The sequence below is a fragment of the Amycolatopsis sp. lyj-108 genome, from assembly GCF_046549005.1.
Lineage (GTDB): Bacteria > Actinomycetota > Actinomycetes > Mycobacteriales > Pseudonocardiaceae > Amycolatopsis.
Genome location: NZ_JAJPWQ010000004.1, coordinates 522,901 through 536,811, shown reverse-complemented (window position 1 = coordinate 536,811; position 13,911 = coordinate 522,901). Strand labels below are relative to the sequence as shown.

The window sequence follows — 13,911 nt, the reverse complement described above, 5'->3', positions numbered from 1 at the left end:
CTCACGCTGAGCGGATCCGGGCCCGGATCCGCTCAGCGTGAGGATCGTTCATGGCGGTGCAGGCGTCGAGTGCCTCGGTCCAGTACCGTCGCGCCCCTTCGTGATCCCCGGAAGCGGTGAGGACTTCCGCCAGTTTCTCCAGCACGGGGACGCGCAGCGCGGCGGCCTCCGAAGACGGGAGCGACCGCAGTCCTCGCCGCAACGCCGACACCGCCTCGACGTGGGCGCCACGCGCCGCGTGGACCCCGCCCAGCCCGGCGATCGCCTGCGCCTGGCAATGGAGATCGCCGATCGACTCGGAAAGCCCCGCTGAGCGCGCGAAGTGGTCGGCGGCGGCCTCGAACTCGCCTTGATCGGCCAGCGCGTGGCCGAGGTAGCAGAGGAGAAGCGCCGTCCCACGGGTGCGTCCCTGCGCTTCGTTGAGTTCGAGGGCACTTCGGTAGTGCCCGATCGCTTCCGGGAGGTGGCCGCACGCATGCTCAGCGGCACCCAGCCCTTCCAGCGCGGTCGCCTCGCCTGCCCAGTCGCCAATCGAACGGGCGACGGCCAACGCCCGCCGATACGGGCCGAGCGCCGCAGCGGGCTCGCCGACGCGCAGATGGACGGCAGCGGACTGATTCACCATCCGCACTTCGACACCGGAATCCCCGGACAAGGTCGCGGCTTCGACCGCGAGGGCGCCGGTGCTGATCCACTCGTCGTAGTGCCCGCGATAGAGGAACAATCCCCAGAGCGCGTCGTACAGGCGGCACACCAGCTCGTACCAGCCGCGCGAGTACGCGATCCGCAGGCAGGCGATCAGGTTCGGCAGTTCGCGCTCGAGCCAGTCCAGCGCCGATACGCGCGTGTCGAACTCCGTCGGCGCGGGAGCGTGGTGCGGCCGCAGCGGCGTCGCCGCACTGTCGGCGGCCGCGGCGCGGTCCCGGTAATACGACACTGCCGACCACACCGCTCGCTGCCGTTCGGCCTCCGGCTCCCGCACTTCCGCCAGGCGCCGAGCGTGCAGACGCCCCAGGTCGTGGAAGCCGTAGCGATCGAAAGCCTTGTCCATGACCATGTTCGCGTCGGCCAGCGCACCGAGCGAATGCTCCGCCTCCGCCTCGGACGTCCCGGCGAGCGCCGCCGCGACCCCACTGCCGAAATCGCCGCCGGGGTACAGCCCGAGCAGCCGGTAGAGGCGAGCCGCGCCAGGCGGAAGCCCGCGATAGGAGAGGTCGAAGCACATCTCGACGGACGAGGTCCCGTCCTCGCCGACGAAGGCCCGCAACCGACGACGTTCGTCGGCGAGCTCCTTGGCCACCCTCGCCAGCGGCCAGTTCGGCCGGACCGCCAGCCGGGCCGCGGCGAGGTGCACCGCGATCGGTATGCCGCCGCACAGCTCCGCCAGATCCCGGGCCGATTCCGGTTCGGCGGCGACGCGCTCCCGGCCGACCGCGCGGCCGAGCAACTCCACCGACGTGTCCGGGGAAAGGGCGCCGACGTCCACCGTGGCGCCGCCGTGCGCGACGAGACCGCTCAAGCGTCGACGGCTTGTCACCACGACCACGCTCCTCGGCGAAACGGGCAGCAGCATCGCTACTTGCTCGCTGGAAGCGGCATCGTCGAGCAGCACGGCGATCGACCTGCCAACGGTGAGCGAGCGGTACACCGCGGCCCTCCGCGCTGCCCGGAGCGGGATGTCCGAGGGCGGCACTCCCAGTCCATGGAGGAGATCGCCGAGGATCTCGACCGGGCTGATCGGTCCGTCCGGACCATATGCGGACAGGTTCGCGTACAACTGCCCGTCGGGAAAATGCCGGCGTGCGTGGTGCAGCCAATGCAGGGCGAGAGCCGTTTTGCCCACACCTCCAGGGCCGGTCAGCACCGCGAGCGCGGGTCTGTCCCGGTGGATGTCGCCGAGCAGGGTGTCCGTCAACCTGTCCAGCTCGCCGGTCCGCCCGCTGAAATGCGCGGGCGACGGGGGAAGCTGATAGGGCACCGGCGCGGGGCGGACGTCGTGGACGTGGATGTCGCCCTGCACGACCCCGGTCTGGATGACCGAGCCGCCGACGGCGTGCGCGACCTCGTTGGTCGTATGGTCCACGGCCCACCTCCGCTTCCGAGGCTAGCGGCGTATTTCCCGCGTTTCGGTGCGTTCACCGCAAGGGAGGAAGCAGACCGGTACTGTGCGGTCTTCGATGCGTTGCCTGCGCGAAGGTCTTGGGGGATCGGGATGAGCATGGATGAGGCCGCACGGGTGGCCGCGTCGGTGGACAAGGTTTCGGTGGGGCGGGTGTACGACTACCTGCTCGGCGGGACGCACAACTACGCCGTCGACCAGGCTTTCGCCGAGAAGCAGCTCGCCGTGCTGCCGGAGATCCGGGATTTCGCCCGCGCGAACCGGGCGTTCCTCGGTCGTGCCGTCCGTTTCATGGTGGGGCAAGGGATCCGGCAGTTCGTGGACATCGGGTCCGGGTTGCCGACACAGGGCAACGTGCACGAGGTCGCCGATGAGGTGGCGCCGGGTGAATGCCGGGTGGTGTACATCGACAACGAGCCGATCGCCCAAGCGCACGCCCAGATCCTGCTCGAAGAGACGGCGGATCGGGCCCGGCATGCCGCGCTGGACGCCGATTTCTTCGACCGGCGCCTGCTGTGGGACCGGGTGATGGACACCGGCCTGATCGATCGGAGCGAGCCCATCGGGCTGCTTCTGGTCGCACTGCTGCATTTCATGCCCGACGAGCAGAATCCGCACGCCGCACTCGGTTTCCACCGCGCGATGCTGCCGCCGGGCAGCTTCCTGGCCGTGTCGCACATTCACGTCGCGCCCGAGGACGTCGAGACGCAGAACGCGGGCAAGCGGGTGGCTCAGGAGTACGGGCGCCGGACCAACCACGCCGCGATCATGCGCTCACGTGAGGAGATCGCTGAGTTCTTCGGAGACCTGGAGCTGGTCGAACCCGGTCTGGTGTGGCTGCCTCGATGGCGCCCCGACGTCGCGGGCGCCGACAAGGACGCCCCGCGTTCCCGCGGGCTGGCTGGGGTGGCACGCACGCACTGAAACTCGCGAGCAGCCTGCCAGGGCCGTGCGGATCCGCTACTCCCACGGCGTCCGATGGGAGAGATGTTTCCGCAGGTGAAGCGCGGGCTCTTATCCCATCGTCCCAAGTCTCCCCGAGACGCTTCCGCTCGCGGAGAGTCGATGCGCAAACTGGGGTAGCCCATTCGGGCAGGCAGCGAAATCGAGGGGTGGAATCACGCTGAAGTTGATGCGAAAACTCGCGATCGGGCTGACGGCTTCCGCCGCGTTGTTCGCCGTGCCGACGTCCGCGAACGCAGTGGCGGCGAACCCGGCGCCAAGTCGGCCGGGTGTAGGGATTACGGCGGAATGCTATCCGTATCCCTGCTCTGCGGTGTGATCCGCAATCTGTCGAGCTCTGATCGTGGATTGCGGATCACCAAGGCGTGGGGTGATCGACACGACTCCAGTAGCTGGACGACGTTGGCGCCTGGCAAGAGTTCACGTGACTCCCATGTCAGGGACGCCGACGGATACTGGGTGGCCCGAGGCTGCATCGCCGAGCAGGGGGGTACGAGTACAAGGGGCCACAGTGGGTGAAGGTCAGCAACGTGCCGCTCGGCTCGGAGTGGCAGGTGGAATACCGCTGTTGAGCAGGGGTGAGGATGCCCGGCGACGATCATGAAATCGTCGCCGGGCGGCCACCAGGGCACGTATCCGGCCGAGTCGATGGCAAGAGCGCCGTACGATGCTCTGCGAGACCTGTCTGGCCGATGACGCGTTGGGCGACTGTCTGCTGTACTGAACCATGACTCTGCGCAAGCCCCGCCGGAAACCCCGGATTCGTCTCTGGAAAAGGGCAACGGGGCAATCCGATCCCCAGTGCGCCGACGATTCAGGCGGCGAAGAATCGAGCCAGGCGGCGGAGTACTGGCGAAAGCGCAACAACGAGTACTTCGCTCGTCAGCGGCAGCGTAAAACCACTCAGTCGCCACCACCGCCCGGCTTCTGATCCCCTTGCCTGCCACAGCACGTACGGGTATCGCTAGTTCGTCGGATGTGGTGCTCGGGCCGTGTGCGAGGCGGGAGCCCGCAGGAGGTCTCGCCAGTCGCGGGGCCAGTTGGCCAGTGCGAGGATCCCGGTGATGACGAGATGTGTCGGCGCGGCCCAGCTTTCGACCGGCCCGTCGTGGTTGATGATGTGGGTGGTGACCGCGCCGGTGAGGACGAACATCAGCGTGGTGGCGCCGAGGAAGCGTGTTCGTCTGCTCGGGATCACGAGCAGGATCGCGGCGAGACCTTCCAGCGTCCCGACCGGGAAGCGCATCCAGGACGGGTAGCCCCATTCGGCGAACTGTGTCGCATAGGGCGGGCCGAAGAACGTTTCGCCCGGCCAGTACTTGGTGATGGCGCCCAAGGCGAACTGAAGGGCCAGGAACCAGTACAGGCCGGTCATCGCGTGCCGTGGCCAGGTTCGGGTGGTCATCCGTCTGTCCTTTCGCGACTGAAGAGTCAGGAGGCGTCGGTGGTGGTGACTTTCCACAGGTAGCCGTCCGGGTCGCTGAAATAGCCGTAGTACCCGCCCCACCTGGCGGCGGCCGCCTCCCGGACCACGCTGCCGCCGGCCGCCACGGCGTTGCCGATGGTCTCGTCCACCAGTTCCCTGGAGCCGGGGTTGACGTGGAACGAGGCACCGCGGAAGCCGGATCCGTCCGCGGCCACTCCGGCGTCGCGCGCTGCCGCCTCCCATTCGTAGAGGGCCAGCTGCGGGGACCCCTCGCCGAGGCTGAACGAGACGAAGCCACGGGTGTCCTTGTCGAGTGTGAAGCCGAGGCCTTCGGCATAGAACTTCCTGGCGCGGGCCAAATCCTTGACGCCGAGCATGATGGCGCTCATCTGCGGTGACACGGTTCTCTCCTGGTGATCTCGGGGTGGTTCGGCGCCGGTCGTCAGGGACGGCTATTCCGCGTAGGGCTGGTCGGTTCCCTGGTCGCTGTAGCCGAGACTCCAGATGTAGCCGTCCGGATCCGCGAAGGAGCCGCCGTACCCGCCCCACGGCAGGGCACCCGCGGGCTTGAGGATCTTGGCGCCGGCCTTCTCGGCTTCCGCGATGATCTCGTCGACCCGTGCCTCGCTACGGACGACGTAGGTGAGGACGAGCCCGCTGAAGCCGCTGCCTTCCGGGCTGGTGCCCACCTGCTCGGCCAGGCCGTCACGCCGGTAGAAACCGACGGGCGAGGCTCCGTCCGATTCGAAGAACACCGAGACGCCGTAGTCGTCCTTGACCTTCCAGCCGAGCCCCTCGGTGTAGAACTGCTTGGCCCGGTCCATGTCCTGGACGGCGAGGAGGATCGAGCTGACGTGCGCTTTCATGCCTTGTCTCCTTTGTACTGTCACATCGGCTTGGTGTCGCCGGTCAATCGGTATGACAGACCGAGACGGAGGAATGTGACCGATGGCCGAACACGACTGGCTGAGCGAGCGGTTCACCGAGCACCAGGACCGCTTGCGGGCGCTGGCCTACCGGATGCTCCGCTCACCCGGCGACGCCGAGGACGCGGTGCAGGAGGCGTGGCTGCGGGTCAGCCGCGCCGACACCGACCAGGTGGAGAACCCGGGCGGGTGGCTGACCACGGTCGTCGCCCGTGTCTGCCTGAACATGCTCGAGGCACGTCAGGCCCGGCGTGAGGAGCCGGCCGGGGCGCTGCCGCCCGAGCCTGCCGCGCCACACCCGAGCGGCCCGGTCGATCCCGAGGACGACGCACTGCTGGCCGACTCGGTCGGTGTCGCGCTCATGGTGGTGCTGGACACGCTGACCCCCGCCGAGCGGCTCGCTTTCGTCCTGCACGACATGTTCGCCGTGTCCTTCGGCGAGATCGGCGCCATCATCGACCGCTCTCCGGCGGCGGCCCGGCAGCTCGCCAGCCGGGCCCGGCGGCGGGTACAAGGAGCGGCCTCGGCATCCGATGCCGCGCGATCCCGGAAGCGGGAGGTCGTCGCCGCGTTCCTTGCCGCCTCCCGGGACGGGGATTTCGCCGGTCTGCTCTCGGTGCTCGATTCGGATGCCGTGCTGGTGGCCGACCCGGCGGCCGTGCGGATGGGCGCGACCGCCGAGGCCCGCGGCGCCGACGCGGTGGCGGCCGTCTTCGCCGGCCGAGCCGAGGCCGCCCGGCTCGCCCTGGTCGACGGCGTTCCGGCCGCGGTCTGGGCGCATCGCGGCCGGCCGCAGGTCGTCTTCGGTTTCACCATCACCGACGGGAAGATCACCGGTATCGCCCTGCAGGCCGATCCGGACCGGCTCCGTGACCTCGACATCGTGTTTCTCGGCACCGGTGACCAGGAGCCGGATGGTCCAGGGAAAGGAGCGTGACCGGCATGGATCTCAAGCTGTCGTACTGCACGCTCGCCGTCCATGACCTGGACGAGGCCCTCGGCTTCTACCGCGACGTGCTCGGCTTCAAGGCACGCGAGGACGTCGAATTCGCGATGATCGTCAGTCCACCGTCCCAGCCGGACGTGCGGATCGTCCTCACGCCACCCGACATGGACCAGGGAGCCTCACCGGCCGACCGGCAGGCGATCCAAGACCTCATGACCAAGGGACTGCTGGGTCGTCTGGTCTTCGTGACCGACGACTGCGACGCCACTTTCGAACACATCGAGGCCATGGGCGCCGAGGTGATGCAAGAACCCATCGACCAACCCCACGGCGCCCGCGACTGCGCCTTTCTCGACCCCTCCGGGAACATGCTGCGCTTCACGCAACCGGCACACGCCGCCAGGGATCGGTGCCGGGGGTCGTGAGTGGCGATTCGGGTTCTATTGAGGGGTAAGTCAAACGTGTCTTGGCGTGGGGCCGGTGTCGCTGCTGCGTACGCGTCCTCCTGGTAGTGAAAGCCTCTTTGCCTACTCTGAGGGTAGTGAAGGAGGCTTTCGCTACCGTCGGATGTGGTCCGTGGTGACTGTGGGGCGGCTGTGACCTCCGTGGCCGGTCGTGAAGTACATGAAGGCCCCCTTCCTTGCGCTAGGCGCAAGGAAGGGGGCCTTCATGTACTTCGGTAAGGCGTGACTCGCGTGCCTGGATGCCGCACTCGGGAGTGCGGAGCCTGAACACACGAGTTCCGTACCACCGGCACCGAGTTTTCAGCCCGGACGGTGTATCGGTGGGCCGGCGTCGAGGATGTCCGTCGCCCTGACGACGCGAGCGGGGGTATCGGTGGGGACGCCATCCGGGCGGACCGGTACCCAGGTGGTGCCGGTGTGCTCGTCGCGCAGGCTGCATCCCGCGACCGTCCCGGTTCGCACTCGCCCTGCCTGTTCGACCGAGGTGGCCGGACGGGAAGAGCCTCGGCGGGTGTGGCGGCGATAGCGGACTCGCCAGCCCGGCGGGTAGCCGCCACCGTGGCGAGTGGGCCAGTCCTGGTGAGAGCTCTCGGCCGGGCATCGTCCTGCCGGCGCTGGTTCACGCGGAGGGTCGTCGGTCGGCACCTCTGGTCACCCCGATCCAGTCAGCTTCACCATCACCGGCCGGCCGCGGTCCAGGGCGCGTACTTCCCTGAATAAGGCCTTTCGGTCGCTGAAGGGCTCAACCACGTGGGTGGTTGGACGACTGTCGACAGACCGATCGCAGAAGCTACGGTTCGTTGATGACCTGGTTGAGCGAGACCCGGAACTCGTACGACACTCTCGCGGCCGGCTACGCCGATGAGACCCGAGACCTGCTCGAAAGGAAGCTTCACGTTCGCGCGGGGGTTGTGTTGTTCGCCGACCTGGTCCGCGCGATCGGTGGCGGGCCTGTCGCGGACGTGGGCTGTGGGCCGGGGCACACCGCCGCGCTGCTGCGGGAGCTGGGCGTGGATGTGTTCGGTATCGACCTGTCTCCCGCGATGATCGAGATCGCTCGCCGAGAACACCCCGATGTGCGATTCGAGGTCGGTTCGATGACCGACCTCAAGGTCGACGAAGGCTCTCTCAGCGGCGTGCTCGCGTGGTGGTCGCTGATCCATATCCCGGACGAGGTGGTGCCGGGCGTGCTCGCGCGGTTCCACCGGATCGTGCGGCCGGGCGGGATGGTGGCCGTGGGTTTCCACGTCGGGGACGAGCCGGAGGACAAGACGAGCGGGAACGGCGACCAGTCCACGCGGGCGGCGGACGGGTACCTTCGACGGCCGTCCCACGTGGCTGATTGGCTCCGCGAAGCGGGTTTCACCGTGGAGGCGCAGCATCTGCTGAGTCCGGACGGGCCGAAGCCGGGTGCGATCCTGTTCGCTCGCCGATTCGGCCCGCCCGGGGCGGTCAGCCGGTGACGTCCAGGTGCGCGGGGACCGGGGTGGGCTTGGGGGCCTTGCCGCCGGGCTGAGGCTTGTCACCGCTGGGTTTGGTCGGCGGTTCAGGGGTGGCGCCGGGAGATTTGGCGCAGGTCGCCGACGCGATGTCCAGCGTCTGCGTCCGGCCCAGCAGCTTGGCCGATACCGCGGTCACGGTGAGCGTGCCGCCGGCGTTCTTGGTCTGCTTGTTCACCACCAGTTCGAGCAACGGGGCCAGCGGGACGGTGGTGTTGGGCGGAACCTGGTCGAGCTTGATCGCCTTGCCGCCGACCTTCAGGTTCGCGATCGACACCGAACCCTTGCCGTCTTGGCATTCGGCCTTGATCACGTCGGCGCTCAGCCCGGGCAAAGTGGCCCCGGCGGGCAGGGTGGCGAGGTTCAGCGAGAGACCGGCGACGCTGGCCTCGGCGTGCCCCGGTTTCACGTCGGCGTTCAGTGCCTTCGCGCTGACCAGCGACGGGCCGGAGGCCGGCAGCGCCACTGAGGCGAGCGACTCCTTGCCCGCGCCGGAAACCGAAGGCGTACGGGGAATCGTGACCAGACCGGACGCGGCGATGGCGTAGGCGGACTCGGCAGCGGCGGCCACGGCGGGGGTGGCGGTGAAGGCCAGGCAGGCCGCGGCCGCGACGGCGAGCACGCTGGTTGTGCGTGGGGACAAGGAAATTACCTCCATGATCGGGTTTCAGGTGATGTTCACGACGGTGCCGAGCGGCAGCTCCACCAGGCGGTCCAGTGCCTCGCGGGTGACCCGGATGCAGCCGTCGCTGGTGGCCTTGCCGACGAAGCTGTCGTCCGGCCAGGTGTGCAGGCCGACCGTGCCGGGCCCGCCACCGAAGGTCTCGTGCGAATCGGAATGGCTGCTCAGCGGCAGCACGATCGGGCTGTAGGTGTTCACGCTCTCCTTGATCGAGGCGAGAATGAACGCGCGGCCGGTAGGCGTGGGGTGCTCGGGCTTTCCGGTGCCGATGGTCCACGAGCCGATCGGCTTGCCCAGTTCCAGGATTTCCAGGCGGAATGCGGCGAGGTCCACGTTGACCCGAAAGTCGTTGTGCGCCGATTCCATGGTTTCCGGGGTGGCGTGCAGCCAGCCGGTCGCGCCGTTGGGCCGGGCGGGCAGCAGTACCTGTGCCCAGTCGCCCTGCCTGGCGATCACCGGGACCCAGGTCGGTGAGCCGATCTGGGTTTCGGGCAGCCGGGCGATCGGCTCCGCGCCGGGTGCGCGGTAGATCATCGCATCCGCCTTGGGATGCAGTACTTCCCCGCCGGCGGGCAGTGTGGGGGACGGGTCCGTGGGCGCGGATTTCAACTGGCCGAAGGTGTTCGCCTCAGGCAGCGAGGCGAACACCTCGGGCGACGAGGGTGGCGGCGCCACGGGGGCAGCGGCGCCGCCACCCACGTCCCCGGTGGTGCCGCAGCCGGACAGCGGAAGCATCGCCAGCACCAGTACGAGAAGCGCGCGAACCGGATATGGGCGTGCGCCACCGCAAGAGGTCTGCAGTTCGGTCATCGGGGCCTGTCCTTGCGCAGAGTCATCCGCAACGGGAGACGAATCGGGAACGATCATCTCTAACAGGAAACCAGTGCGTTAATCAATGCGCACGGTAGGTGACCGGAACGAATCTGCCTGCGGTTTTGTCGCGTTTTACCAGGTCGATCGTGCGGGTTGAATTCACTCGATCGAGGTGGAAATGCCTTTTCGCTAATCCGTGGCGGAAATACGCTACGTATTTTCTCCCTGCGGCCATTCGGAGGACTCGCGCAAGGGTGGAGGGCGCGATGACCACTCGTAGTGTCCTCCCCGCACCCGATGGCGGCCGGTCAGCCCCGGATCCGGCGGCCGGTAAAGACTCCTTCCTGACCTGACGGCAACCGACCAGCGGAGGGGGAGCCGACCATGCCCGATCTCGAAGTGGAGCTGACCGCGCTACAGCAAGCGTCGATGAGGCTGTTGGAAAGCCAGCTCAGAACGCTGGGAGACCACATGATCGACCTCGCCGAAGCACTGGGGCACGGCCGTGGTGGCCGGCTCAGCGCCCGCGCGGGAACCCACCCAGGTCCCCGCCGGCTACCTCGCGACCCGGAACCTAGCCCGTAATCAGCCCGCCACATCCGCAACATGCGCGCGTTCGTGCCTGACGACGCGGACATGTGGACCGCCGTATACCGCGTTGACCAGAACGTCGCGTGGTGGTGCGACCTGTACGAACCCCACATCGAGGACGCCTACGCTCCCTCGGTCATCGGAGAGTCGGTGGGCCAGGTTCGCGTCGGAGCCCTGCATCCTTCGGAAGCCCCGGGCCGAGGTTCATCGAATAACATGAACCCGGGATATCCGAAATGGAAAGGCATTGTGCATGACGAGTCGGTTCGAATGGGCGACCATCGACAGCGTGGATCCGCGGCGGCTGGCGGATTTCTGGTGCGGCGTTCTGGGTTACGTCGTTTATGAGGACAAGAACGGCGCCGCGGTCGAGATCGGGCCCGACCCGGAGGAGCCGGACGAACAGCGGTTGGCCGCGTTGCGTGGCGGGCCCGCTGTGCCGAATATGGTGTTCGTCCGTGTTCCCGAGGCCAAGACCATCGCCAAGAACCGGTTGCACTTCGAGGTATGCCCGATCGACAGCGACCAGCAGACCGAACTGGAGCGGTTGCTCGCGCTCGGCGCGTCCAGGACGGATGTGGGACAGGGAGACGGTCGGTCCTGGGTGGTACTGGCCGACCCGGAAGGAAACGAGTTCTGCCTGGCGCGCAGCCTCGCGCCGGGGGAGTTCGGCCTGTAGTCCGGAATTGCCGGGTTTCGGGTTTCCGGTCGGCTTCCGCGGGCGGGTGCTGATGCGGCAGGTGTCAGAGGCTTAACCTGATCACGACTTCTTCGAGGAAGTCCGGCGCTGACACGATCATGAAACCGCGGCCTGCCAGTGGGATTGCGTAGGCTGCGACCTGGAGGCCTTGTCGCAGCGAGCGAATCCCCCGAATCCCCACGAAGCCGATAGCGACTACCGTCGCGAGCAGCAGGACGCCTAGGCCTGAGCGGCTGGACTGTCGAACAACGTCCGCGACCAACAGTCCGACTATCGTCGCGGTCGCTACTGTGCCGCGGATATCGGATCGTCCGATCGTGCTCACCAGAAACCCGGCGATCAGACAGCCGGCGATCGCCATGGCGCACCACAGCACTGTCGTTGACACGTCGATCTCGTATGGCATGCCCGCATATTCGACGCCATAGACCAGGGCCTTGCCCCAGTAGAAAGCCAGAACGGCCGCGATCAGTGTTCCAACCGCCCGGACCGCCGCGTGCCGCCGAGGTGCACCGGCGGTCACGGCGACGACCAATACGATCCAGATGGTGAAGCTGTGCGCCAGCTTCTTCCAGCCGCTACGGTCCGTGCTCACCGCCTACGGCGCCACCCTCGCCTGAGAGGAGGCACCCAAGTCGCCGGGCGCGATCCCTCCCCGCAAAACGATCTGGACTTGGCTTCCGCGCTGTGCGTTGCTAGATCCGTTCGAAGATGACGTCGAAGTCCTTGCGCCAAGTGGATCCCTGGTCTTCGGATGCTTCCCAGCGTGCGTTGATCCGGTCTGGTCGGACGTCGGCGATGAAGCGTTGGTGCATGTCGGGGTCTTGGCGGTTCAGTTGCCAGCGTGTGCCGTCGAAAGTCATGGCGAAGACCCGGCAGACACCTCGTTCGTCGTGGTAGAGGGCTGTGTAGGTGTCGCGGGTGTCGCTGCGGCCGAGAACCAGGACCATCTCGCTCGCGGCCTTGTCGTCGTCGCCCATGGTCCAGCGGAGGACCACGAACGCGTCACCGAGCCACTCGACCGTCGCTGAGCCAGGCACCTCCTGGTCGGCGGGGTCCAGGAACCAGGCGTTGCATAGCGTTGTCCGCCACGAGCCGACCAGAACGTCCAGTTGTTGCATGACCTCGTTACGCATGGCTACCTCCCTGACGTCGGGCCCGAGCTCGTCGAGCTCGCAGGAGTCTCGCGGGGGCTGCCTTTGCTGCGCTGAGGTAAGCGCGAGAGCGGCCTGCGATGCAGGAGCGGAGCCTCTGTGAACCAGGACCGGTCCACAGGGACTTCACCTCAAGATTATCGGCCTGGTCTTGAACTGAACAAGAAAGAGCCCCTGACCTGTACCTGAGGTACAAGCCAGGGGCTTCGTCTTCCGGTCGGGCTGACAGGATTCGAACCTGCGACCCCTTGACCCCCAGTCAAGTGCGCTACCAAACTGCGCCACAGCCCGGACCCGCGCTCCGTGGAGTGCGATGTGAGTACTTTAGCGGGTCCCGAACAGGCGCTTGCAACCAGGGGTCACTGTGTGTCTGAGCTGCGGAAACGGACCGTGAGGGCCGCCCTGCCGCATTCGGGCGGGCCGCACGGGGTCACTGTGGGTTGCCGGCGTGGGTGAGGGTCTGCCAGGAGACGAAGAGGTTGTTGGTGCCGGCCGGGCGCTGGCGCAGGGTGAGGGCCTCGGTGTTGCTCATGGTGTGCCCGAGGCGGGTGTGGAGGTGGTTGTACCCGACTTCGGTGATCGGGCCGAGGCCGAGCTTCAGGTTGCCGCCGCAGAGCCACGACGGGACGGCCGCGCCGAGCTGGTACTTCGCGTGGAAGCCGAGGCCTTCGCGGAGGCGGTCGGCGATCTCGGGATAGAGGTCCTGGCCCTGGATGCGGGTGGTCTCGGCGAAGTTCGCGATGGCGGCGAGGCCGTAGCCGGTGTGGGTGAAGTCGCGGCAGGTCTCCTGGGAGAGGCCGTTGACGAACGTCGTCTGGCCTTGCCAGTACTTCACGATCTTGTCGCGGGTGTCGAGGCCGCTGCCGGGCGCCGTTTTCGGGAGCGCGCCGTCGCCGGCCAGGTAGAGGTAGGCGGGGACGCGGGTGCGGAACTTCGCGACGGCCTTGTCGTAGGCCGCCTTGTCATCGAGGAACACGGCGATGCCGATCGCGGCTTCGGTCATGCTGAGTTCCCAGTTTCCGTTGCTGTGACTGCCGTTGATCACCTCGGGCAGGTACACGTTCCGGAGCATGGTGCCGAAGCGGCCGGAGTTCGGCCAGCTCGTGTAGGTGTGCTTGATGATCTCCGCGGCGCGCGGCCACGAGGAGGCCGACCACGCGGACTGCAGGGGAGCGTTGCTGTTCGTGTGATCTTTCAGTATCGCGGACCAGGCGTCCATGATCTCGATCGCCTTGGTCGCGTATTTCGCGTCGCGCGTGATGTACCAGGCCAGCGAAAGGGAATACGCGGCGATCGCGTCTTGCCGCTCATCGGTACAGCCGATGTTCGGATTCGAATACGAACCGCATTCGACGATGGCGCGTGGTTTCGGTGACCGGGACAGCGACACGTACGAATTCGACATCATCGCGTCGTAGGCCTGTTTCCACGGTTGCGCGCCTGCCTGGACCTTGGCACGGACGAAGTCCAGTTGCGGGCGGCTGACCAGCACGCCGGGATGGGTGAAGGTGGCGGGCGCGGCCTGGGCGGGGGCGCTGAAAAGGCCTAGCGCCAAGGGGACGAGGGTGGTCAGGGCGAGCAGTTTCCTCGGTAGGGACATGGTTCTCCTCGGGCGGGCGTGAGCCAGG

14 protein-coding genes and 1 tRNA gene are annotated in these 13,911 nt (G+C 67.4%); 5 read left to right on the top strand and 10 right to left on the bottom strand.

Going from position 1 to position 13,911, the window contains the following annotated elements; genetic code table 11:
* Window position 1: 1 nt before the first annotated feature.
* Window positions 2–2,083: a tetratricopeptide repeat protein gene (locus tag ACLJO0_RS18525; protein WP_410579717.1), complete on the bottom strand. Its 2,082-nt coding sequence runs from the start codon at window positions 2,081–2,083 to the stop codon at window positions 2–4.
* Between the two features lie 135 nt (window positions 2,084–2,218).
* Between ACLJO0_RS18525 and ACLJO0_RS18520 the strand changes: the two genes are divergently transcribed.
* Complete coding sequence (locus tag ACLJO0_RS18520) at window positions 2,219–3,043, top strand: SAM-dependent methyltransferase (protein ID WP_410579888.1); 825 nt, start codon at window positions 2,219–2,221, stop codon at window positions 3,041–3,043.
* Between the two features lie 1,003 nt (window positions 3,044–4,046).
* Here the strand turns inward: ACLJO0_RS18520 and ACLJO0_RS18515 are convergent.
* The 3 genes from ACLJO0_RS18515 to ACLJO0_RS18505 are packed head-to-tail and all read right to left on the bottom strand — an operon-like array spanning window position 4,047 to window position 5,374.
* Window positions 4,047–4,487 carry a DoxX family protein gene (locus ACLJO0_RS18515; protein ID WP_410579716.1) on the bottom strand — a complete coding sequence of 147 codons (441 nt, stop codon included), beginning with the start codon at window positions 4,485–4,487 and terminating at the stop codon, window positions 4,047–4,049.
* Between the two features lie 26 nt (window positions 4,488–4,513).
* Window positions 4,514–4,909, bottom strand: coding sequence for a VOC family protein (locus ACLJO0_RS18510; RefSeq protein WP_410579715.1), 396 nt, complete (start codon window positions 4,907–4,909; stop codon window positions 4,514–4,516).
* A 51-nt stretch (window positions 4,910–4,960) separates the two neighbouring features.
* A complete protein-coding gene (locus tag ACLJO0_RS18505) occupies window positions 4,961–5,374 on the bottom strand; it encodes a VOC family protein (protein WP_125794298.1) in 414 nt (137 codons plus the stop codon).
* 82 nt (window positions 5,375–5,456) lie between these two features.
* Between ACLJO0_RS18505 and ACLJO0_RS18500 the strand changes: the two genes are divergently transcribed.
* From ACLJO0_RS18500 to ACLJO0_RS18490, 3 genes are all read left to right on the top strand, one after another.
* Window positions 5,457–6,371, top strand: coding sequence for a sigma-70 family RNA polymerase sigma factor (locus ACLJO0_RS18500; RefSeq protein WP_410579714.1), 915 nt, complete (start codon window positions 5,457–5,459; stop codon window positions 6,369–6,371).
* A 5-nt stretch (window positions 6,372–6,376) separates the two neighbouring features.
* Window positions 6,377–6,805: a VOC family protein gene (locus ACLJO0_RS18495; protein ID WP_410579713.1), complete on the top strand. Its 429-nt coding sequence runs from the start codon at window positions 6,377–6,379 to the stop codon at window positions 6,803–6,805.
* A gap of 842 nt (window positions 6,806–7,647) precedes the next feature.
* The gene (locus ACLJO0_RS18490; RefSeq protein ID WP_410579712.1) at window positions 7,648–8,307 is read left to right on the top strand and encodes a class I SAM-dependent DNA methyltransferase; all 660 of its coding nucleotides are present in this window, start codon (window positions 7,648–7,650) and stop codon (window positions 8,305–8,307) included.
* Here the strand turns inward: ACLJO0_RS18490 and ACLJO0_RS18485 are convergent.
* Both ACLJO0_RS18485 and ACLJO0_RS18480 read right to left on the bottom strand, forming a co-directional pair.
* Window positions 8,297–8,986, bottom strand: coding sequence for a choice-of-anchor P family protein (locus ACLJO0_RS18485; protein ID WP_410579711.1), 690 nt, complete (start codon window positions 8,984–8,986; stop codon window positions 8,297–8,299). The genes ACLJO0_RS18490 and ACLJO0_RS18485 overlap by 11 nt on opposite strands.
* A 24-nt stretch (window positions 8,987–9,010) precedes the next feature.
* Window positions 9,011–9,835, bottom strand: a complete 825-nt coding sequence (locus tag ACLJO0_RS18480) for a L,D-transpeptidase family protein (protein ID WP_410579710.1) — start codon at window positions 9,833–9,835, stop codon at window positions 9,011–9,013.
* 847 nt (window positions 9,836–10,682) lie between these two features.
* On the opposite strand from ACLJO0_RS18480, the gene ACLJO0_RS18475 reads away from it, so the two are divergent.
* On the top strand, window positions 10,683–11,108 hold the full coding sequence (locus ACLJO0_RS18475; RefSeq protein ID WP_410579709.1) for a VOC family protein: 426 nt from the start codon (window positions 10,683–10,685) through the stop codon (window positions 11,106–11,108).
* A 64-nt stretch (window positions 11,109–11,172) separates the two neighbouring features.
* Here ACLJO0_RS18475 and ACLJO0_RS18470 read toward each other — a convergent pair whose 3' ends face one another.
* The 4 genes from ACLJO0_RS18470 to ACLJO0_RS18455 form a co-directional block, all read right to left on the bottom strand.
* A complete protein-coding gene (locus ACLJO0_RS18470) occupies window positions 11,173–11,724 on the bottom strand; it encodes a hypothetical protein (RefSeq protein WP_410579708.1) in 552 nt (183 codons plus the stop codon).
* 100 nt (window positions 11,725–11,824) lie between these two features.
* The gene (locus ACLJO0_RS18465; RefSeq protein ID WP_410579707.1) at window positions 11,825–12,265 is read right to left on the bottom strand and encodes a hypothetical protein; all 441 of its coding nucleotides are present in this window, start codon (window positions 12,263–12,265) and stop codon (window positions 11,825–11,827) included.
* Between the two features lie 235 nt (window positions 12,266–12,500).
* A tRNA-Pro gene (locus ACLJO0_RS18460) sits at window positions 12,501–12,574 on the bottom strand.
* Window positions 12,575–12,713: 139 nt separating this feature from the next.
* Entirely contained in the window at window positions 12,714–13,883 is a 1,170-nt protein-coding gene (locus ACLJO0_RS18455; RefSeq protein ID WP_410579706.1) for an alginate lyase family protein, read from the bottom strand.
* Window positions 13,884–13,911: the final 28 nt, after the last annotated feature.